19 protein-coding genes and 1 pseudogene are annotated in these 21,668 nt (G+C 41.5%); 14 read left to right on the top strand and 6 right to left on the bottom strand.

The features are described 5' to 3' along the window. Nucleotides 1-121: 121 nt before the first annotated feature. From AC1DIV_RS23130 to AC1DIV_RS23115, 4 genes are all read left to right on the top strand, one after another. The gene (locus tag AC1DIV_RS23130) at nucleotides 122-2,224 is read left to right on the top strand and encodes a YhgE/Pip domain-containing protein (RefSeq protein WP_340875348.1); all 2,103 of its coding nucleotides are present in this window, start codon (nucleotides 122-124) and stop codon (nucleotides 2,222-2,224) included. A gap of 281 nt (nucleotides 2,225-2,505) precedes the next feature. Next, nucleotides 2,506-3,348 (top strand): ABC transporter ATP-binding protein, encoded by an 843-nt coding sequence (locus AC1DIV_RS23125; protein ID WP_057278916.1) that lies wholly within the window; start codon nucleotides 2,506-2,508, stop codon nucleotides 3,346-3,348. Next, the gene (locus tag AC1DIV_RS23120) at nucleotides 3,281-4,033 is read left to right on the top strand and encodes an ABC transporter permease (protein ID WP_034314377.1); all 753 of its coding nucleotides are present in this window, start codon (nucleotides 3,281-3,283) and stop codon (nucleotides 4,031-4,033) included. Before AC1DIV_RS23125 ends, AC1DIV_RS23120 begins: the two co-directional genes overlap by 68 nt. Nucleotides 4,034-4,074: 41 nt before the next feature. Then, complete coding sequence (locus tag AC1DIV_RS23115; RefSeq protein WP_072272640.1) at nucleotides 4,075-5,091, top strand: aliphatic sulfonate ABC transporter substrate-binding protein; 1,017 nt, start codon at nucleotides 4,075-4,077, stop codon at nucleotides 5,089-5,091. A gap of 116 nt (nucleotides 5,092-5,207) precedes the next feature. Here AC1DIV_RS23115 and AC1DIV_RS23110 read toward each other — a convergent pair whose 3' ends face one another. Next, complete coding sequence (locus AC1DIV_RS23110) at nucleotides 5,208-6,146, bottom strand: DHH family phosphoesterase (RefSeq protein ID WP_340875354.1); 939 nt, start codon at nucleotides 6,144-6,146, stop codon at nucleotides 5,208-5,210. Between the two features lie 453 nt (nucleotides 6,147-6,599). Here AC1DIV_RS23110 and AC1DIV_RS23105 point away from each other — a divergent pair, with 453 nt between their 5' ends. The 3 genes from AC1DIV_RS23105 to AC1DIV_RS23095 are packed head-to-tail and all read left to right on the top strand — an operon-like array spanning nucleotide 6,600 to nucleotide 9,347. Continuing rightward, entirely contained in the window at nucleotides 6,600-7,787 is a 1,188-nt protein-coding gene (locus tag AC1DIV_RS23105) for a CaiB/BaiF CoA transferase family protein (protein ID WP_034314369.1), read from the top strand. A 14-nt stretch (nucleotides 7,788-7,801) separates the two neighbouring features. Next, nucleotides 7,802-9,007 carry an acyl-CoA dehydrogenase family protein gene (locus AC1DIV_RS23100; protein ID WP_340878469.1) on the top strand — a complete coding sequence of 402 codons (1,206 nt, stop codon included), beginning with the start codon at nucleotides 7,802-7,804 and terminating at the stop codon, nucleotides 9,005-9,007. Between the two features lie 28 nt (nucleotides 9,008-9,035). After that, a complete protein-coding gene (locus tag AC1DIV_RS23095; protein WP_034315474.1) occupies nucleotides 9,036-9,347 on the top strand; it encodes a DUF3870 domain-containing protein in 312 nt (103 codons plus the stop codon). Nucleotides 9,348-9,585: 238 nt separating this feature from the next. On the opposite strand, the gene AC1DIV_RS23090 is transcribed toward AC1DIV_RS23095, so the two are convergent. Together AC1DIV_RS23090 and AC1DIV_RS23085 are read right to left on the bottom strand one after the other, a co-directional pair. Then, nucleotides 9,586-9,843, bottom strand: a complete 258-nt coding sequence (locus AC1DIV_RS23090; protein WP_048682991.1) for a hypothetical protein — start codon at nucleotides 9,841-9,843, stop codon at nucleotides 9,586-9,588. A gap of 97 nt (nucleotides 9,844-9,940) precedes the next feature. Further along, nucleotides 9,941-10,018: pseudogene (locus tag AC1DIV_RS23085) on the bottom strand (CotG/ExsB N-terminal domain-containing protein); the annotation flags it as partial. A gap of 154 nt (nucleotides 10,019-10,172) precedes the next feature. On the opposite strand from AC1DIV_RS23085, the gene AC1DIV_RS23080 reads away from it, so the two are divergent. Both AC1DIV_RS23080 and AC1DIV_RS23075 read left to right on the top strand, forming a co-directional pair. Beyond that, a complete protein-coding gene (locus AC1DIV_RS23080; RefSeq protein WP_340875358.1) occupies nucleotides 10,173-11,264 on the top strand; it encodes a CotH kinase family protein in 1,092 nt (363 codons plus the stop codon). A 146-nt stretch (nucleotides 11,265-11,410) separates the two neighbouring features. Then, nucleotides 11,411-12,382, top strand: a complete 972-nt coding sequence (locus tag AC1DIV_RS23075) for a TRM11 family SAM-dependent methyltransferase (RefSeq protein WP_439126800.1) — start codon at nucleotides 11,411-11,413, stop codon at nucleotides 12,380-12,382. Between the two features lie 136 nt (nucleotides 12,383-12,518). Here AC1DIV_RS23075 and AC1DIV_RS23070 read toward each other — a convergent pair whose 3' ends face one another. Together AC1DIV_RS23070 and AC1DIV_RS23065 are read right to left on the bottom strand one after the other, a co-directional pair. Further along, nucleotides 12,519-13,715 carry a M14 family metallopeptidase gene (locus AC1DIV_RS23070; protein ID WP_063577030.1) on the bottom strand — a complete coding sequence of 399 codons (1,197 nt, stop codon included), beginning with the start codon at nucleotides 13,713-13,715 and terminating at the stop codon, nucleotides 12,519-12,521. A gap of 187 nt (nucleotides 13,716-13,902) precedes the next feature. Beyond that, nucleotides 13,903-14,868 (bottom strand): MBL fold metallo-hydrolase, encoded by a 966-nt coding sequence (locus AC1DIV_RS23065; protein WP_340875362.1) that lies wholly within the window; start codon nucleotides 14,866-14,868, stop codon nucleotides 13,903-13,905. Between the two features lie 309 nt (nucleotides 14,869-15,177). Here AC1DIV_RS23065 and AC1DIV_RS23060 point away from each other — a divergent pair, with 309 nt between their 5' ends. Continuing rightward, nucleotides 15,178-16,155 carry a 2-hydroxyacid dehydrogenase gene (locus tag AC1DIV_RS23060; protein WP_340875364.1) on the top strand — a complete coding sequence of 326 codons (978 nt, stop codon included), beginning with the start codon at nucleotides 15,178-15,180 and terminating at the stop codon, nucleotides 16,153-16,155. 558 nt (nucleotides 16,156-16,713) lie between these two features. Continuing rightward, complete coding sequence (locus tag AC1DIV_RS23055; protein WP_439126799.1) at nucleotides 16,714-17,946, top strand: multidrug effflux MFS transporter; 1,233 nt, start codon at nucleotides 16,714-16,716, stop codon at nucleotides 17,944-17,946. A 50-nt stretch (nucleotides 17,947-17,996) separates the two neighbouring features. On the opposite strand, the gene AC1DIV_RS23050 is transcribed toward AC1DIV_RS23055, so the two are convergent. Next, nucleotides 17,997-18,782, bottom strand: coding sequence for an SDR family oxidoreductase (locus AC1DIV_RS23050; RefSeq protein ID WP_340875367.1), 786 nt, complete (start codon nucleotides 18,780-18,782; stop codon nucleotides 17,997-17,999). Between the two features lie 206 nt (nucleotides 18,783-18,988). Here AC1DIV_RS23050 and AC1DIV_RS23045 point away from each other — a divergent pair, with 206 nt between their 5' ends. The 3 genes from AC1DIV_RS23045 to AC1DIV_RS23035 all read left to right on the top strand — a co-directional run bounded on the left by AC1DIV_RS23045 (nucleotide 18,989) and on the right by AC1DIV_RS23035 (nucleotide 21,520). Beyond that, nucleotides 18,989-19,987: a Gfo/Idh/MocA family protein gene (locus AC1DIV_RS23045; protein WP_340878470.1), complete on the top strand. Its 999-nt coding sequence runs from the start codon at nucleotides 18,989-18,991 to the stop codon at nucleotides 19,985-19,987. Between the two features lie 81 nt (nucleotides 19,988-20,068). Next, nucleotides 20,069-20,377 (top strand): iron-sulfur cluster assembly accessory protein, encoded by a 309-nt coding sequence (locus tag AC1DIV_RS23040; RefSeq protein ID WP_057278928.1) that lies wholly within the window; start codon nucleotides 20,069-20,071, stop codon nucleotides 20,375-20,377. A gap of 21 nt (nucleotides 20,378-20,398) precedes the next feature. Continuing rightward, nucleotides 20,399-21,520, top strand: coding sequence for an NADH-dependent flavin oxidoreductase (locus AC1DIV_RS23035; RefSeq protein WP_340875369.1), 1,122 nt, complete (start codon nucleotides 20,399-20,401; stop codon nucleotides 21,518-21,520). Nucleotides 21,521-21,668 lie beyond the last annotated feature (148 nt).

The following is a 21,668-nucleotide window of genomic DNA, read 5'->3' as shown; positions in this document are numbered from 1 at the left end:
GCCGCTCATTACTTGCTTCTTTTTTATTTGGTTTGATGAATCCATGGATATGTTTACTTAGTATCGATTAAGAAATTTCTTCGAATAATAGTATCAAAATACATTTGCACGGGGGTATGTTTTGAGAAATATTCAGGAAATTTTCATTGACGATTTAAAAAGCATTTATAAAAATTTCTTTGTTTGTATCGTAATAGTCTTTCTCATGTTCATTCCTTCCATTTATGCGTGGTTTAATATTGTCGCATCATGGGACCCGTATGCAAATACGGAAGGAATTCTTGTCGGTGTTGCCAATAATGATAAAGGTGCGGAGTTAAATGGCGAAGCCGTGAACATAGGCAAGGAAGTAATGGAAGGGTTAAAGGAGAATAAGGATCTGGGCTGGAGGTTCACATCGGAAAAAGAAGCGATAGAAAAGGTGGAAAAGGGTGATTATTATGCATCCATCATCATTCCGGAGAACTTTTCCGAACATATTGCGACGATCATGACCGATGACCCTAAGAAGGCGGAGATTGATTACTATGTTAATGAAAAAATCAATTCCATTGCTCCTAAAATTACGGCAGCGGGTGCCAACAGCATTGTGGACAATGTGAGCAAAACCTTTATCAAATCAGCCAGTGGGAGTATCCTTGCAATCTTTAATGAACTGGGAATCACCTTGCAAAACGAGTTGCCGACAATTCAAAAAATGAAAAATATGGTTTATTTATTAGAGGCTGAACTGCCTGAGCTTGAACAAAATATCAAAACCGTTCAAACACATGTCAAAAAGGCTGAAGATATCATTAAGAGGGTCAATGATGGCCTGAATTCGATAGAAGGAATAACATCACAGAAGGACAAATTGGTATCGGACGTTTCTAGTTATGTAGATTCAACAAGGCAGGCATTCGAGGGAATCAGTCCCCTTTTGAAAAATGATATTGCGAACATCAGGAGCGATAATGAATCCATTTTAGTGCTGGCAAACCGGTTAACGGGTCAGGATTTACCTGACAATGAGTCGGATCAGCTAGTGGAACAAGGGGTAACGAGGATAAATAAAGAGTTGTACCTTTTGGACAGTATGTATAATTTATTGGTGAGAGTCAATCAATTTAATGAGAAAAACGTTCTTCAGCCAGAAATACAGCTGGTAGATGAACTAAGGGATAATGCTTCGAACCAACTTCAAGCGCTGAATGACCGAGCATACGGCAATCTTATCGAACTTGGCAGGAACAATGATCAAGTCTTGGCAAGCTTCCAGGAGAGCTATTCAAAGGAAACGGGGCCAAAATTCAATGAAATCTGGAATGAAACAGAAGCAATATTGAATAATGTCCAGCTTACGATGGAGGAGGGAACCAAGGTTCTTCCTGAGGTGAGGACGCTGTTGAATGAGACCAATCGAACATTGGAAACACGTACAGCGGATATTGATAAGTTACAGAATAAGTTTCCGGAAATCGAAACGAAAATAAAGGCTCTGGCTTCTAAAATGAGGGAAATTGATAAGTCTTATAATATGGAAGAAGTGATCGATTTCCTAAGGAATGATATTGAACAAGAAAGTGAATTTTTTTCAGAACCAGTTCTGCTCAATAAACACAGTCTCTTTCCGATTCCGAACTATGGATCCGCCATGTCTCCTTTCTTTACGGCACTTTCCCTTTGGGTCGGCGGTACAATATTGATTTCCATGCTTAGCGTGGGTGTTTCTCAAAAGGTCTACAGCCCGTATCAAATTTATATCGGGCGGTATCTTATATTTTTCATCATTGGGGTAATGCAGGCTCTTAGTGTTTCCATTGGGAATATCGTCCTTATCGGTGTTTATGTAGCTGATAAATTTGAGTACATCCTGTTTTCCGTTCTGATAAGTACGGTATTTACACTCATTGTCTACACCTTCGTTTCCGTTCTTGGAAATATTGGAAAAGGGATAAGCGTCGTCTTGATGGTCCTTCAAATATCAAGTTCAGGCGGTACCTTCCCCATTCAAGTCACACCGCCCTTTTTTCAGCATATTAACCCTTTCTTGCCGTTCACCTATGCTGTGGGTTTGCTTCGTGAATCTGTTGGGGGAATAACCTGGAGTGTAGCTGGCAAGGACATTTTTATCCTGATTCTCTTTTTAATAATCACGTTCATCTTAGGTGTCATTTTGAAAAAGCCTCTGCATGCAAGGACACAAAAGATGAAGGATAAATTGTATGGAAGCAGGATTTTTTAAGGTCGGTGCTGGAGACCGCGGTTAACTGAAGTTAAAAATTTATGGATATAATCAGCCTGAACCCTTACAAAGGGCTCAGGTTTTTTTATTTGCTGATTGGGATTTGTTCATTTGTATTTTTGTGTAAGTCTGGAATATTTATCAATACATCGACAATTGAATAGAAAGATACCGATAAATTAGAATTTTTGCATTTTTATAGTTGACAAAAACCATTGGATTAATCATTATTAAGAAATAATGTTTAGTAAATCGATGCGATATAAAAGTGGGGTGACTTTATGTATTTAACAATAGATGGCATTGAAAAAAGTTTTAAGAATGAAAAGAAAGAAAGCATAAAGGTGCTCGATAAGATAAACATAGAGGTCGAGAAAGGAAGCTTCGTTTCGATCGTCGGCCCTTCAGGATGTGGTAAATCCACGCTCCTTTATCTGATTGCCGGCCTTGATAAGGCAGATGTGGGTGAAATACGTGTAGCTGGGAAAAAAGTGGTGAAGCCAGGTCCGGAACGGGTTGTCGTGTTTCAGGAGGCGGGGTTATTTCCTTGGCTGACAGTACTTGAAAATGTTACATACGGATTGAAGATAAAGAAAATGCCCAAAGAAGAGGCAAAAGCCAAGGCATTGGACATTTTAAAGATGGTTCACCTCAGCCGATATGTTGACTCCTATCCTCATCAACTCTCAGGAGGAATGAAACAGAGGGTAGCCATCGCAAGAGCGTTGGTGATGGAACCGGATATCCTGTTGATGGATGAACCATTCTCCGCACTTGATGAGCAAACGAGGATGGTTTTGCATAAAGAGCTGCTCGAAATCTGGAGAAAAACTAAAGTGACGATCTTTTTCGTTACCCATAATATTCGCGAGGCTGTTCAGCTTTCCGAAAAAATTATCGTCTTTGCTACCCGTCCCGGGAAAATCAAAGAGACGATTTCCGTTCCTTCAATGAAAGATGGAGTTATGCCGGATAGTGTAACTTTGCATACAGAACAAAGGGTTCTATCGATTTTGCAGGAGGAAATTGAAAAAGTGCTGAAGGAGGAAATGGGGAATGATTACAGCTTTAAGACGAATCATATTCATCGCGATGATAGCGGGGATATGGGAAGTCACATCTAGACTTTCCAGTCTTCCGGATTTCATGTTTCCGAGCCTGACTCAGGTTTTGGAAACTCTGTTTAAGGGACTGATGAGCGGACAAATAACCGAAGCCATCGGAAAAAGCCTTGGCCGTATCCTGATCGGCTTTATGATTGCCATTATAGTAGGTCTGATATTAGGATATTTCATTTGGCGCTTTAAATTGGTCGAAGACACTTTAGGATTCGTCGTGACGGCATTACAGTCCATTCCGAGTATCGTGTGGTTCCCTTTGGCGATCATTTGGTTTGGATTGAATGATTTTTCGATCCTCTTCATCGTCACCATCGGCGCAACTTGGACGATGACGGTTAATGCAACCAGTGGCTTCCGGAATGTACCCCAGTTGTATCAGCGGGTTGCCAAAACATATGGATCGACCGGATTTCATTTTCTTCGTACCGTGATTTTACCAGCATCCGTCCCGCAAATAATATCCGGTCTCCGAATTGCATGGGCCTTTTCCTGGCGTGCATTGATGGCAGGTGAATTACTTGGCGGGGGAGGCGGTCTTGGCCAATTGCTGGAAATGGGAAGATCACTTGGTCAAATGGATTTGGTCATCTCCGTGATGATCATCATCGCAATCATCGGAACAATCGTGGATAATGTTGTCTTCTCCCGTCTTGAACGTAATGTTCAACTGAAATGGGGAGTGAAGTAACGGTAGTTTAATAAAATAATAGTTATAAAGGAGAGAAAAATATGCTGAAAAAATCATTCTTTGCCCTTATTCTGTCTGTTTTGTTAATCGGAATAGTAAGCGGATGCACTCAATCCAGCAGTAATGATGAAGAAGGGGAAGGGTCCGGGGGGAAATCCGTGAAAATTGGTTATTTTCCTAACCTAACCCACAGTGCAACGATCATTGCACTTGAAAAAGGCTTTTTCGAAGAAGAGTTCGGTAAAGATGTCAAGATTGAAACCAAAACAGTGGCCAATGGCGGATTATTCATGGAAGCAATGGCCACAAACGCCATTGATGTCGGAACGGTCGGTCCTGGTCCATTGCTTAACTTTTACGTAAAAAACCCTGAATACCACCTGATCTCCGGGGCTGTTAATGGAGGTGCCGTACTTGTGGCTAGCGAAGGCAGCAAGGTCACGGATTTAAAAGATTTGGCCGGTAAAAAGGTAGCGATTCCCGTCATTGGAAGCACACAGGATGTCATGCTTAGGAAGGCCCTTCAAGATGTAGATTTAAAACCGACTACAAATGGGGGCACAGTTGAACTGTATGCGGCAGCACCTGCTGACACAACCGCCCTTTTTGTTCAAAAGTCTGTCGATGCAGCAGCGACCCAGGAACCATGGGGGTATGTATTGGAAAACCAGGCAAAAGGTAAGCTGGTGCTTGACTGGGATCAATTTGCATGGGGAAAAGATTCACCTAACACGGTAGTGGCTGCAAGCCAGAAGTTCTTGGATAAAAAGGGGCTCGCTGCTTCCTATTTGAAAGCGCATGAAAAAGCGGTGAAGTTCATACAGGAAAACCCTGAAGAAAGCCAAGAACTGGTTATTAAGCATTTGAAGGAACTGACTGGAAAAGAATTAAGCAAAGAAGAAGTGGCTTCAGCATTTTCACGCCTTGAAGTGACAACAGAAGTTAATGAGCAAGTCATTCAAGAAATGGCCGACATAAGTAAAGAAGCCGGTTATATCCCTAGCAGTGATATAAAAGGCATGATCGATTTATCAATTCTTGAAGAAGTGTCCAAATAACAAGCAAGCGCCTCAGCCATCCTGGCTTTGGCGCTTTTTTTAAAAGGCCGGATTTATCCATTTTAATTAAGCGGGAAATAATCCTGATATAAACACCTCAGGTCATGAACGCCCTGTTATGGACAGACTTGATCCAATGCTTGGATAACATGATCAACCTCCTCCCAGGAATGGATGGTAGCGCCTGAAGCCAGTGAATGTCCTCCACCATTGAATTGACGTGCGACCGATGTGATGGGAATATTCCGTGAACGTATCCTGACACGGATTTCAGAAGGGTATTCGATGAAGAAAGCCCAGATTTTATTGTCCCTGACACTTGATAGCGTATTGACTAAATTCGAAGCTTCGAGTCGATCCACCCCATACATATTTAAAAGCTCGTCCGTAATAATGAAGTAAGCTACCCCTTTATCAGTTACCTTGAAGCTCATGAGAATGTCTTTTTGAAGTCGGGAAGCGTTTTTCGCCTTAACATTAAGGCTGTTATGGATTCTTTCTGGCTGAATATTATAGATTCTTAAGTGCGAAACCATTTTTAATGTCCTGGGAGTGGTATTCCCATTCGTGAAATTCCCTGTATCACTAAGTATTCCTGCATAAAAAGATTTAGCCGCTTCTTTATTCATGATGAAGCCTTCTGGAAATTCCAAGAATAAATCAACAAGCATTTCACTTGCAGAGCTATAAGAAGGGTCGACCCAAGAAATATCACCGAATTGTTCGTATTCGGGGTGGTGATCAATTTTGATCAGCATGTCTCCATGATCATATCGGGAATCACTGATCCGTGAAATGTTGGCAGTATCACAAACAATCACTAAGGCATCTTTGTATTTGTTATCGGAAATGACATCCATATCACCTATGAATAGAAGCTTATCCACTTCCTCGCCTACCGCATAGACTTCTTTAGAAGGGCAGGAGTGCTTCAATAGCTTCTTTAAACCGAGTTGTGATCCCAATGCATCCGGGTCCGGATTTACATGACGATGAATGATGATTGTGTGGTATTTCTTGATCGCTTCGATTATTTCCATTTTTTTATTTTCCATAGCGCCATCCCCTTTTTAACCTTTCCTTGTCTGCCGAGTGACAATTGATAATATGTAAAATTCATATATTGACAGTTATACCTATTCAATCATCACATGCCAAACGAATAAAGGCAATTCCGATTACTTTGGATGGGGGGGGAGTGGAAGTATACGGGAAGTATGCGAAAGAGTATTCCGGGAAATGTAATAAAACACTCAAACAAAATTATTGCAAAATTCAAAAAATGCAACTATACTTAATTTACCAAACCGATGACAACAAGTTACCTTGTTGCATGGCCGGCTTGACATAAAAAACTGGAATCCATAAAAATTGACTTGGTTCACTTGATCTTCCTTTGCAGGAAGACGGTTCGTGGATAAGGGTCAGTGAAACATTCAATGTAATGACATTGTTGGTTTTGCTGGCTCTTTTTTGTGTATCCATGACAGTTTGAAAGGGGTGATGATATGAATGGAGCTTTGGAGGGAGTCAGGATTATCGATGTATCCCGTGTTTTGGCGGGGCCGTTTTGTTCAATGATTCTCGGCGATTTGGGTGCCGATGTCATTAAAATCGAGCATCATGAGTCAGGTGATGAAACGAGAGGGTGGGGGCCGCCATTCGCCGAAGGGGAAAGCGCTTACTATTTATGTGCCAATCGAAATAAGCAAAGCATGACCTTGAATTTAAAATCTGAGGAAGGAAAAGAGATTTTCCGGAAGCTGGTGGCTTCAGGGGATATAGTGATTCAGAATTTCAAGACAGGCACATTGGGAAAACTGGGGTTGGGTTATGAGGATTTAAAGGAAATCAACCCCAAACTGATCATGGCCTCGATTACAGGATTTGGTTTAACCGGTCCTTATAAAGATTTGCCAGGCTATGATTATATCATTCAAGCGATGAGTGGTTTGATGAGCATCACCGGAGAGAAAGATGGGAGTCCCGTGAAGGTCGGAGTGGCCATAGCTGACATATTGACTGGCTTGTATACATGCATTGGCATTTTATCCGCTTTACATCATAGGGATAAATTGGGGGAAGGACAGGAAATTGATATTTCATTAATGGATTGTCAGGTTTCTTCATTGGTGAATGTCGCCAGCAACTATTTATTCAGTGGCTTGACCCCTGAAAGAATGGGGAACCAACATCCAAATATCGTTCCATACCAGACGTTCGGGACAAGGGATGGAGAGCTTGTCGTGGCTGTGGGAAATGATGATCAGTTCAGGAGATTTTCAACCGTTATAGGCAGACCTGATTTAGCGGAACAGGAACAGTTTAAACATAATGAAAAACGTTTGCAAAACAAGGAAGAATTAATACCGATAATAGAGGATTCGTTGAGAGGTAAGACAAAGAAGGAATGGAAAAGGCTGTTTGATGATGCAGGGATACCGAATGGTCCGATTAATGATATAGCAGAGATGTTCGAGGATCCGCAGATCATCGCAAGAGGCATGTTGGTGAGCATGGAACATCCCACAATCGAAGATCTTAAAGTGACGGGATCGCCCCTGAATCTTTCAAAAACACCGGTTACCATGAGAAAGCATCCGCCACTCTATGGCGAGCATACCGATTCCATTTTGGCTGAAATAGGATATAGTCCAGATCAAATAAGCAAATTCAAGGAAAATAAAATTATTTAGGAGGAATTTTAATGATGAATTTCGAATTAACAGAAGAGCAGCAAAGTGTGAAGAAAGTGGTAAGGAAATTTGTGGATAAGGAAATTATTCCATATATTCAAGAGTGGGATAGGCAAGGTCAATTCCAGCCGCATATTTTAAAAAGGTTAGCTGAATTGCAGTTGATGGGCGTGTGTATACCCGAAGAGTATGGCGGGGTCGGAATGGATTATAATACCCTAGCCATCGTTTGTGAAGAGCTGGAGCGAGGAGATACGGCTTACCGAACTGCAGTTTCTGTACATACAGGGTTGAATAGCATGACCCTGCTTCAATGGGGGACGGAAGAACAAAAACAGAAATATTTAGTACCCCAGGCAAAAGGAATTAAGATTGGTGCTTTTGGGCTGACTGAACCGAATGCAGGGTCTGATGTAGCGGCAATGAAAACAACGGCAAAACGTGTTGGGGACCATTATATCTTAAACGGGTCAAAAACATGGATTTCGCTCTGTGATTATGCAGATCATTTCCTCATTTTCGCCAAGACGGATCATGATGCCGGTTCAAGGGGAATCACTGCCTTTATCGTGGAACGGACTTTCGAGGGAGTGGAGTCGAAAGCCATTAAAGGGAAATTAGGAATTCGTGCGGGGAATACAGGCGAGATCTTTTTAACGGATGTAAAAGTTCCGGTGGAGAATAGGCTTGGTGAAGAAGGTGAGGGCTTTAAAATTTCCATGTCGGCATTGGACAGCGGCCGATTTACAGTTGCCGCAGGTGCTGTAGGGTTAATTGAAGCAAGCCTGGAAGCAAGCTTGAAGTATTGCCATGAACGAAGCACATTCGGAAAAGAGATTGGCAGGCATCAGCTCGTTCAACAGATGATTGCCAAGATGACAGCAAATTTAGAGATTTCCAGATTGCTGGTCTTTAAAGCGGGCACCTTGAAAAATCAAGGAAAAAGGAATACGAAGGAAACATCACTTGCCAAGTGGATATCATGTAATGCTGCTAATGAAGCGGCCAATGATGCTGTTCAAATTCATGGTGCCTATGGCTACTCGGATGAATATCCAGTCGAACGTTTTCTGCGGAATTCAAAAGCTCCGGTCATTTACGAAGGGACCCGTGAGATTCACACTGTAATGCAGGGTGAATACGCACTTGGCTATAGACAAGATAAAGAGCTTCGCAAGCAATTGCCTGCATGGCCCTTCGAGCAAGTTTCCGTACATTAACTATAGATAGAGGAGATCAGAACAGATGATGAACACATACTTTATTGCAGGGCATGCAAAACTTCCTCAAGGGATGGCAGCGAGAAATATATATGATTCAATCACGATCACGGTGGAGCTTGACTTTAAATATGGAGTAATAGTCGAGGCTTCCTGTACGCTTGCTACAGAGCATGGCAGGGAATTCATCCGTCAACTGCTGCGCGGTTATTGCCTGAAAGATGGTATCGAAGAATTGATTGATCGTGTGCAAATTCATTATCGTGGAAAGGCTGGTCAAGCCATTCAAGCAGGGCTGAAGGATGTGTATGCACAGTTCGAATTGGTCTCCGTTAAATAAGTGAAACCGGAAGGGTCCTACCGTATGTAAGAGGGTAGGATCCTTTTATTATAGGTACAGGTTCTAAACAGGATTATGCTAGAGTCGGAATAACCGTTGCAGGTAAGGAGAGACATTTAGATGGTTATAACTGTACGTGATAATTATAAAACACAAAACTCGTCATTATACGACGAGTTTTGTGTATTTAAAATGTTAAGGTAAAGCTTAATGACCAGTGAAAAATATTGATTGTGCATTAAAACGGATTCGAGAAGCTAGAAGCACCATTTCCGTTTATTGCGAAAGTTATTGCAGCAGAGCCACCTGCAGTTGTTGGAGGAGCACCGGTTTCTGCTTGTGCGCCTTTGTCTGCTGCATGTAGATCTCCTTTTCCAGCAAGAGCCCCTTTGCGTTCCGGAAGTTGATCGTTTCCAGCAAGAACCCCTATGAGTATTCCTGCTTGTGCGCCTTTGCGTGCGGCAAGTGGAACTGCTCGTGCGCCTTTGAGTGCCACGAGTGGACCGATTCCTGCCCATGCAACGTTTAGTGCTGCAAGAAGAGCACCCTTTATTGTTATTTGTACGTGAATGTCTGCCTATTGGATGTGGGTCATTAAACATGAAATCGCTTAACCCCATGGAATTGGCTCTATCCACCGCATTTTGTATGTCACGAATGATGTCTGACATATATAATCCCCCTTTCTATACATTAAACTATGTTGCTTGTACGTGATGTGCTAAAGATAATCCCCAATCTTTTTAAAAATAGTGTTTTTAGGGTGACACCCCTCGCTTTTTTTCCATAATTTAATAGGAAAGTGAAAGGGAAGGGTTAGGTTATATGAATGCTGACAAGAAGCTGCCTGTGTATCAGCTTTTTATTCCACCAGTTAATTTAATGGAGCTTCGCAGAGATATATGGTGCAATGATCCTTTACCTGCAAAGTTAACGATCAACAAAAAAAAACTTGATATTGATATTGTTTACCGTGGCTCACATATCCGAAGTTTTCGGAAAAAATCCTATAATGTAGTCTTTTATAAACCTAATACTTTTAAGAATGCCAAGGAAGTTCATTTAAATGCCGAATATAAAGATAAATCTTTACTAAGAAATAAATTATCTTTAGACTTTTTTGCGGATATAGGCACCTTGTCACCGAACTCCCAGTTCGTTTTCCTGAATATGAACGGAAAGGACGAAGGGATATACCTCGAATTGGAATCGGTGGATGAATATTATTTGAAGAAAAGGGGGCTCCCCAAGGGTGCCATTTTCTATGCAGTGGATGGTGATGCCAATTTCTCATTGATGAGCGATTTGGATAAAGGAATCAAAAAATCATTGGAGATGGGCTATCAAAAAAAGTGCGGGACAGAAAAGGAGGAATTATATTTACAAGAGCTGATCCTCCAAATCAATACAATTTCAAGAGTGGATTTTGAAAAGGAAATCGTAAAATATGTCGATGTGGAAAAGTACCTGCGCTGGCTGGCCGGTGTCATATTCACGCAAAACTATGATGGGTTCGTTCATAACTACGCTTTGTATCGAAATGGAGATACCGGTCTATTTGAAATGATTCCATGGGATTATGATGCGACATGGGGCAGGGATGTTAACGGGAAAGTGATGGAAGAGGATTATGTGGGAATCGGTGGGTTCAATACATTGACTGCTAGAATCCTTGATGTAAGGGGATTTCGTGTCAGGTACCAAGAACTTCTTAAGGAGATTTTGAACAATCAATATAACGTGGCCTATATGAAACCTATCATTCAGGAAATGCATGATCAATTAAGACCTTATGTATCAAAAGATCCATATATCAAGGGGAATAAGGAGAAATTTGATGATGAGCCCGAATTCATCCTGAAATTCATTGAGGCCCGTGCGAAGTATATAAATAGCCACCTGTATAAATTGGATTAATAATTCCTTTCGTTTAGAGATGGAACAATGAAAAATATAGTGGCAGGAATGCTGAATAAAAAGCATTCCTGCTTTTTTCTGCACGATTCCATTTGCTTTTCTATACTATTACAGCTATGTTTGATAGAAAGGTATAATCTAAAGTAATGAAGGATGGGAATGGATTGACTAATCATAGCCGCAAACCGGCATATATATATACATTTACATGCACCCCTGACGAACGCTCATTATCTAAAATGGAGATGCGTTCTTTCTTTGGCTTTGAGACTTCAGGGGATATTTTGAAAAGTGATATAGCCATTGAACCGAGCAGGAGCCCTTTTATAAAAGGGCGGGTCGACATCATGTTTGAAGGGGAAAGCATATCCGAAATTGTTGATCAAGTTAAGGATATTCATTTGCCTGATTCGACGTTCAAAGTATTATTCGTGAAAATTAATGATTTGAATAAAGAAGAAAAAATAGATTATGATGGACAGCGTGAAATTGAACGGGAGATTGGCTGGCACATTCAGGGAAATGCCGATGTACGTAATCCAGATCAGGTCTTTGGAATCGTGACGCTTGGCGGTCGTTGGTATTTTGGGAAGTATGTCAAACCTGAAGCGGTTTGGTTAAAACATATGAAGAAGCCCCGTGAATATTCAACTGCGCTTAGCACGAGAGTGGCGAGGGCCATTGCCAACATTGCCGTTCCACATCCGGATGGGGTGAAGGCAATTGATCCATGCTGCGGAATTGGAACGGTATTGGTGGAAGCCCTTTCGATGGGGATCAATATTGATGGCCGGGATATCAACCCGCTTGTTACCGACGGTTCAAGGGAGAACATTGCCTATTTCGGACTCGAAGGTGATGTAACTACAGGTCCGATTTCGGAGGTCACCAGTAAATATGATGTAGCGATTATCGATATGCCTTATAATCTATATACACATGCGACGCCGGAGGATCAGCTATCAATCCTTAAGCACGCAAGGAGCTTTGCTGATAAGGTCGTCGTCGTAACGATCGATACGATGGATCATATGATTGAAGAAGCTGGATTTGAGATTGCTGATCGCTGTGTTGCCAGGAAAGGCATTTTTTCCAGAGAGATTGTCGTGTGCGTGTAAGTATCTTCAGCAAGAAAAGGCTGAAATTTCAGTGTCAATTAGACAAATAAAAAGGGCTTTGCTGCCATCTGGCTTCGATATTCAACCGATGCCAGATGGCGGACAAGTCCCCTTTACAATTAAGTTTCAAAATTGACTAGATTCCGGGTGTAGATGAACTTTCAGGAATTTTTTCATAGTCTGATGGATTAAGATTATGAACCGATCCATCTGTTACGCCATTGATAATACCCATTAGCCCCGTTTCAACCGTTTTTACGAGCTGGCCATTCTTTTTTTGCCCAAAGTTTTGTGTTTGACCACTAACTTCAAATAGAACCGTTCCACTTCCGTTTAAAGCAAACGTCCCTAAAGCAGTTCCTGGCAGGTCAATAGATTGATCATATAATGAAATATTTGTAAAAACTGAATTCCCTTTTGCTTGCAGTGCATTATACGCAGTAAGTGTTAACTGACGAGAGAAATCATATTTGAAATCATCTGCATACTCTGCATATTTAGCACCTTCTGGAGTGCTTGGGTTAGGAACGAATTTACCTGATATTGACATAGTTGCACGCTCATCAGTTCCTTCGAGATATGGGAATCCTTGATGATGAAGATCGATAAAAACATCCACTTTCCCGAATTTCGATTTTAACCCTTTATATGTGTCACGTAGCGTTTGCGCTTCGGGGGTAATAAACCAGCCTGGCTTTTCAGATGCCCCCGGGAAGTCTTGAGGTTTTGGTACATAATTTAGGTCTGGATTGAAGTCACGATTAACATCAAATCCTGGTTTGCTAGCATAGTCGTCTCCTGATCTGGGAGTAGTGTAATAGTTCCAAGTAGGTTTTGCATTAGAAAGTTGGGGGAATTTACCTACAACTTCAGACCATTTCATCTCATTTCCACGACGATCAAGCTCTGAGCCGTCTACGTTCATCATTGGAATGGCAACAATTGTTAGTTCATCAAGAACTTTCTTTACCTCAGGCGAGTTACTTTGACCAAGGTTTTTAAGAATGTTCAATAACGCGACAGTTCCTGTTTTTTCATTTCCATGAATTTCACTTTGAATAAGAACGACTTTGTCACCATGACCGACAGTCACTTTTTGAATGGAACGACCCTGATTCGTTTTTCCGGCCACTTCTACATTGACTATCCCTGCACTCGCTTGCTCAAGTTGATTTAATTCTTTTACAAGTTCGTCATAATTTAGGAATGCTTCGGTAGAAAGGTTCGTTCCGCCTGTCGGATTTGGTCCTCTTTCAGCTAAGCTGACATTTGGGCCAAGTAATGTTGCGGCTACTACTGTTGAACTTAAAACCTTTAAAAATTTTCTTTTCACATCAAATCCCCTATTCTGAAAATATTTAATATTCAGATAATAAATTCTTCACTTTCTAATCGATTTCCTGTTAGATTCATTAAAACACCCAAAAAGGCCTATGTATTTCAGATTCAATTATTTTGTACATTTTCCATGAAAAAGTCCCTACTAAGTGGGGACTTTTTCAATTCAGCCTTTTTTGATGTCATTTAGCTTGATAATGAACTACATTTTCAACGAGTTGTTTCGTGACCTTCGCCTGATATTCCAAATAATCCAAATGGCCGATGATTTCTGACATGACGAGCGGGAATTCTGCTATATACTTTTGTTTGTAAAACTCCTTTGCCAGTTCATTGCCTGTAGAAATTCCGGATTCTATCAAGGCCAGGATCTTTTGTGATTTCCTCTCTATGCTGTTGAGTCTTTTTTCAATCAGATGACCGGGTTGTTCAATCACGTTACCATGACCAGGAAAGAGGAGATTCACCTGTAATGCTGAACATCGTTTTAATGAATCGATATGATCTACAAGAGTCAGCATTCTATTACCGTTTTCATCAGGTTCGATCAAGGCATTGCTTGAGATATGTTCAATCAATAAATCACCGGCAAGAAGCCGTTTCCCTTCTCGGTCAAGGAATGCAATTTGATCCGGGGCATGCCCGGGAAATTCGATCACCTCAAAATTCAGCCAGTGTTTTTCCGTGATTGCGATGATGTCCCCATTCAGTTTTTGATCTTTATTATTATCGACCGCGTTGAATAGGTAAGCCACTTGTTTATCTCCAAGTTCACCACAGCCCATCTCAAGGTATAGCTGTTTATAAAATTCAATTCTCATACTTAAGAAGTCAGGGTCCCTTTTTAAACGGGGAATGGATTTAGAATGGGCATAAACGGGAATCGGATGGAGTTCGGTAATCCGGTTGACCAAACCAACATGGTCTCCATGGTGATGGGTTAACAAAATTTCCGTGATGTCCCCAACTGTAAATCCATTTTCATTTAATGTTTGCTGCAGTGCATTCCAGCAAACGTCATCATTCATACCTGCATCAACTAATGTTAAAGATTCATCCTGTTTAACTAAATAAAAGTTTATACTTTTTAAAGATAAAGCGCTTGGAGCTATAATTGGATAAATTTTAAATGTTGTATTCGTTTTCATGAACGTCCCATATCCTCCTAAATCGAGATATACTTCATCTGGAAAATTGCGATATTACTAAATGACCGAATAGATGTAAAGGGTTATTATTCTATGATTGGTTGAATGAACTGAAACTGTCAAGCGGAAGCTTCCAGGCAATCAAGAAATTTAATAGTAAGATTGTTTGGAAATGATGGTCTATTTATCTAGTTTATTTTAAAATTGAATAAACAAGCTAGTCATTTAGCCAATATTCTTTAAATTTAATTATTGTGTAATGAAAACTGAATGTGTTCCATGGAAAGAAACGGTATAGGAGGTTATGGTTTGAAGCCAAAAATTTATATTACAAGGAAATTGCCAGAACAAACCATCGAGGGTCTTAGTTGGAATTATGATGTCAGGATGTGGGATCAAGAGGATATACCGGTCCCTAGAGAAGTCCTTGTAGAAGAAATGAAAGAAGTCGAGGGGCTGCTTTGCTTATTGACGGAACAAATCGATGAGTCACTGATTGAACAGGCACCCAATCTGAAAATCATCGCGAATATGGCAGTGGGCCATAATAATATTGACGTTCAAAGTGCAACAAAACGGGGCATCATGGTAACGAACACACCGGGGGTTTTAACGGAAACGACAGCTGATTTAACCTTCGGCTTACTGCTTGCAACGGCAAGGAGGATGATGGAGGCAGAAGATTATTTAAGGAGTGGAAAGTGGGAAACATGGTCGCCGATGCAGCTGACAGGACTAGATGTACACGGTGCAACGCTGGGTATCATCGGGTTAGGCAGAATTGGGGAAGCCCTTGCAAAAAGAGCTAAGGGATTTGATATGAACTTAGTTTATTTTAATCGAAGCCGTAAATATGAACAGGAAAAAGAGTTAGGAATCGAATATCAGCCCCTTGAAAAATTGCTCCAAATCTCGGATTTCGTTTGTGTCATGCTGCCGCTCACAGCGGAAACGGCTTATATGATTGGCAAGGAGCAGCTGGAATTGATGAAAGGGACGGCTGTGCTCATTAATACCGCAAGAGGCGGAATTATCGATGAAAAAGCGTTGTACCAGGCGCTGGAAAATCGAGAGATTTGGGCGGCTGGATTGGATGTATTCGAAGAAGAGCCGGTCCCTCTGGACCACCCGCTGCTAACATTGCCCAATGTGGTTACTTTACCGCATATCGGGAGTGCTAGCATTGCCACAAGAATGAAAATGGCAGCTCTTGCTGTACAAAACTTGGTGGACGGATTATCTGGGGATACTCCCCGTAATTTAGTATTGTTGAATAAATCAAAATGACGCTAAAATGGGATTCGGAATGGTTTCATCCCGAACAAAGATTTTAAAACAAGAATAGATTATCCTTCATGTTTTTTTACTATAATCCTTATTGGATTGAAGAAATTTGCGACACTCCTGCCGAATAACTGGCTTGCCGAGACCCCACAGACGCTTGCGTCAAGGAGGCTTGGCAGACAGTCGGCGGAAAGGGAGCGGATTTCTGAAATCACCGGCAACCTTTTTTAAATAAAAAAACTGCAGGCAAGCTCTCTTCACTTCAAGTTTGTCTACAATCTGAAATGACCCCAAAAATGGGGTCATTTTTTATGGGGAATGTTGGACCTTTAATAGTTTTTCTTTGGTTCGCAGTATTCTCAAATGATATTTCCTGAAATATGATTTGTCCTTTTTAGAAGATTTCGGAGTTTTGATGCACCTGTGCTTACCTGAGTGCCGAAAGGAAGAATCCCATTCAAGTGGAGCATACTTATCGTAAATTGTTGCGATCTTTTGTAAAATAAAGAAAGTCGAGTTTTATTTAGGAAGAACAATTAGTTGAAAGGAATAGGGTTAATAATGATTGAAATGAAGGAAACGATATCATCAGGCAACGAAATGACTAAATCCAAAAGGCTGTTGATGGCTCTTATGCTAGGGTCTTTTGCAGCGATTGGACCACTGTCACTTGATATGTATTTACCAGGTCTCCCCACACTGGCAGAGGATCTGAAAAGCAGTACGTCATTAGCGCAGCTAAGCTTGACTGCCTGTTTGTTAGGATTGGCTTTGGGCCAAATTTATTTAGGGCCTCTAAGTGATGCAAAAGGAAGGCGTTCACCGTTAATCATATCTTTATCCATTTATTGCATTTCATCTCTGTTATGCGCTTTTGCCCCAACCATTGAATTGCTTTTATTATTACGTTTTATCCAAGGTATTGCGGGAGCGGGAGGCATTGTCATTTCAAGGGCCATAGTTCGTGACCTTTTTTCAGGAACGGATTTGACCAAGTTCTTCTCCATGTTAATGCTGGTGAATGGGGCGGCACCGATATTGGCTCCGGTTTTTGGCGGTCAACTTTTGCAGTTCACTTCTTGGCGGGGCGTTTTCATTGTCATTTCAGTATTAAGTATCATTATGGTTGCGGCTGCATTTTTTGGGATAAAGGAAACTTTATCGTCCAATCACAGGAGTGCTGGCGGGGTAAATGATACAATCAGGACTTTTGGGAACTTATTGAAAGATCGTGTGTTTATGGGCTATGCTTTTGCACAAGGATTCATAAGTGCTGCAATGTTCGCTTATATTTCCGGATCGCCTTTTGTTCTCCAGAACATTTATGGGGTTTCCCCACAGACCTTCAGCCTGATTTTTGCAATAAACGGGGTTGGGATCATCATCGCTTCACAAGTTGCCGGGAAGCTGGCAGGCAAGGTTAAAGAAGAAAGATTGCTTCAAATGGGGTTATGCCTAGCTTTGTTTGGGGGAATATTACTTCTTGCCTCAGTCCTTCTCGAAATGGGCTTGACCGGAATCTTGGCCGCTTTATTCCTCTCCGTCTCCAGCGTCGGTATTGTCGGTACAACGAGTTTTTCTTTAGCGATGCAAAATCAGAAAAAAACGGCAGGCAGTGCTTCGGCTTTAATTGGCTTGCTTCCCTTCATATTAGGATCGCTAATGGCTCCCCTGGTGGGGTTAGGTTCAGGTGAGTCGCCCTTGCCGATGGGAATTGTGATGGTAAGTTGTCATGTCATCGCCATGTGCGCTTATTTACTCCTTGCCCGTCGCGGGTTAAGGCGAGTTGCTTAAAAAGAAAAGCTGAAATCCTGATGTGGATTTCAGCTTTTTGCCTTTTTGATTCATAATAGTGATTCCGCTCCATCGATATAAACTTCCGTGCCCGTAACATGGGAGGACATGTCTGATGCTAGGAATAATACGAGATCACCAGCTTGTTCGGCAGTCCCCGCTTTCCTTGCCAGGGGCTGGGAGCCTTCGGGATATTCAATGGGAATCCTGATTTTTTTAAGGTTTTCTTCTTCCGGGAATGTGTTATTGTCAATGTTCGTATCGATGGAACCGGGACAAATGGTATTTACCCTGATTTTATATCTTGCCAATTCGAGTGCGGCCATTTTACCGAAAGCGACTTGACCGGCTTTGGATGAACTATAAGCGGAAAAACCAAAATTCTTGAAATATCGGTTTCCGTTGATGGAGCTGTTGATCACGATGCTGCCACCCGTTTCCTTCATGTAAGGAATGGCGTATTTGATGGTGAGAAAGGTGCCTTTGAGGTTGATGGTATGTGTCTTATCCCAATCTTCTGGCTTTATGTCTTCTATAGGGGCAATCACTCCGTTGATGCCTGCGTTTGCAAATACAAAATCAATTTTCCCAAAATGTTCATGGGCTGTTTTGTAGGCAAGTTCAACTTGCTCAGCCTTGGAAACATCCGTTTTAATGATTAAAGCCTCTCGACCAAGGTTCTCGACTTCTTCCTTCACTTTTTCGGCATTTTCGACTGTACGGTCAAAAAAGACGATGTTCGCGCCGTTTTCAGCTAGTTTCAGTGCGGCACCCCGGCCAATTCCTGATCCCCCACCGGTAATGATGGCAACTTTGTTTTTCATTAATTCTGTCATACACTTCACACGCTCCTTTTAAGTTTTCTTTCCCATTTTGGGAGTATGTAGAAACATCATGGCAGTTGTAATATAGAAAAATTATAAACGAATATTGCCTAAAAAATCCAATTTAAGCAATTGCGAGTGTTCAATATACTTTGTTTTTCAGTGAAATGTCTGTATATTGAGGACATGATAAAGTTAGCTTGAAAGGGGATAGGATGTTGATAAGATTAGGGGTAATAGGTACAAATTGGATCACGGAACGATTTTTGGAGGCTGCAAAGCATGTAGAGGGTTTATCCTTAACTGCCGTGTATTCACGTACAGAGGAGAAAGCGAAGGAATTTGCCAATAAATACGAAGTACATACGACTTTTACGAATTTAGAAGCAATGGCCAGCAGCGATGAAATCGACGCTGTGTATATAGCAAGCCCTAACTCCCATCATTGCCGGCAAGCCGTGTTATTTTTACAAAATAAAAAACATGTATTATGTGAAAAACCAATGGCCTCGAATGCGGCTGAAGTAAGGGAAATGATTGAGGCTGCAAAACAAAATGATGTGCTATTGATGGAAGCGATGAAATCGACCATCATGCCGAATTTCGAAAGTATAAAGGGCAATCTGGATAAAATCGGGAAGATACGGCGTTTCTCGGGAAGCTTTTGCCAATACTCATCACGATATGATTCATATAAACAAGGAACTGTGCTGAATGCATTCAATCCTGAATTCTCAAGTGGCTCTTTAATGGATCTAGGCATTTACGTGCTCTATCCACTTGTTGTACTGTTCGGTAAACCGAATAAGGTGCAGGCATCAGGAACGATGCTCGAATCAGGAGTTGATGGGCAAGGTACGATTCTGCTTTCCTATGATGAAATGGAGGCAGTCGTCATGTTTTCCAAAATTACTGAGTCCAATTTGCCATCGGAAATTCAAGGTGAAAATGGAAGCATCATCATTCAGAAAATTTCAGGACCGCAAGCGGTGGATATTCAGTATCGGGATGGAACCACTGAAAATATTTCCGTTAAACAGGATATGCCTACCATGTATTATGAAGCGAAGGAATTTGTTGATTTGATACAGCAGGGGAAAATGGAATCCGATATAAATACATATTCGAATTCACTGTTGACTATGGAAATCATGGATGAAGCAAGAAGGCAAATCGGCATCGTCTTTCCTTCAGACCGCGGACAAGGCCAATCATGAAGGGGAAAAATGGATGTTACTGATAACCCTTAATTGGGTAGAACTCAGTACAGGGATAATTTTATTGTTGGAGGAATGGACATGAATTGTAAAATAAATCGCAATGCAGCAAAGGTCTTACAAAAAATGCTGAGCACTGAAGAAGCCGAAGGGAAAATGATTCGTGTATATATCACCCATATGCATGGTGATCATGCCCATTATGACATGAAGCTGGATACACCGGCAGAATATGATGAAATCGTAAAAACAGATAAAGATATCGATATTTTGCTTGATTCACGTGAAGAATTTCTGGATGGTGTCTGGATTAAATATTTTTATGTTCCAGAAGAAGGCTTTGAAATCACGAATCCTTCTAAAGAACCGCATGGACATCATCACCACTAATAGTAAAGGGGGAGGATTGGCATGAATCAAAAATACGAAAAGATCTTTCAACCATATATATTTCCATCAGGGGTAGAAGTGAAAAATCGTATCATGATGGCTCCTATGACCACTTATTCTTCGGATGACCAAGGGGTTGTAACCGATGATGAACTGGCCTATTACGCTGAGCGCTCGGCTGGTGTAGGTGCGGTTGTCACGGCATGTGCCTATGTATCTGCTGGAGGCAAGGGATTCCCAGGCCAACTAGGTGCAGATGACGATTCCTTTATCCCATCCTTGAGAAAACTAGCTGAAACGATTCAGTCCAACGGGTCAAAAGCAATCCTGCAAATATATCATGGAGGCCGTCAAAGTCCGCCGGAATTATTGCCTGATAACCAACCTGTTTCTGCAAGTGCCATTGCTTCCAGCGAGGAAGCACCTGTACCGCGGGAAATGAGTGAAGATGAAATACAAGACGTTATTAAGGCATTTGGCGAAGCAACAAGAAGGGCCATCGAAGCAGGTTTCGATGGTGTGGAAATCCATGGTGCCAATACTTACTTGCTTCAACAATTCTTCTCGCCACACTCGAACCGCCGTACAGATAAATGGGGCGGAACATTGGGAAAACGATTGATTTTCCCGCTAACCATTGTGAATGAAGTCGAGAGAACGGTTGCCGAGCATGCAGAAAAGCCGTTTATAATTGGCTACCGCCTTTCTCCTGAAGAAGGCAGCAATCCTGGAATCACTTTAGATGATACGATTCAATTCGTTGATAGATTAGCGAATCAAAACCTGGATTATCTACATATATCGGTAGGTCACTTCTGGAATGGCTCATTCCGTGAGAGTGATAGGACAAAGTCGCGCATCGTTAAAATTTACGATAAAGTAGGTAATCGTATCCCGGTGGTCGGTGTAGGATCACTGCATGCACCCGATGAAGTTGCAGAAGCCATGGAAACGGGGGTCCCTTTTATCGCCCTTGGCCGTGAACTTCTTATGGAACCGCATTGGATTGAAAAAATCAGGTCTGGAAAAGAAGCGGAAATACGGACTACCCTCTCAAAAAAAGATCAGCATGAACTGGTCATTCCAGATCCGCTTTGGGAAAAGTTGATCGGGATAAAAGGCTGGCTCCCGGTTGTGGAATGATTGCTAAATCTTTAATATGTGTAACCCGTCCCTCAAAAGGTGGACGGGTTTTTGTATGTTCATATGCTACTAAGTATCGATCATCTTTTGCTAGAAAAAGAGAGATTGATTCAGCGGAATTCTGGATTTAATCATTCCGTGATAGTAA

The sequence above is a fragment of the Peribacillus sp. 05N428 genome, from assembly GCF_056397085.1.
This window is presented reverse-complemented; position numbering and strand designations above follow the sequence as displayed.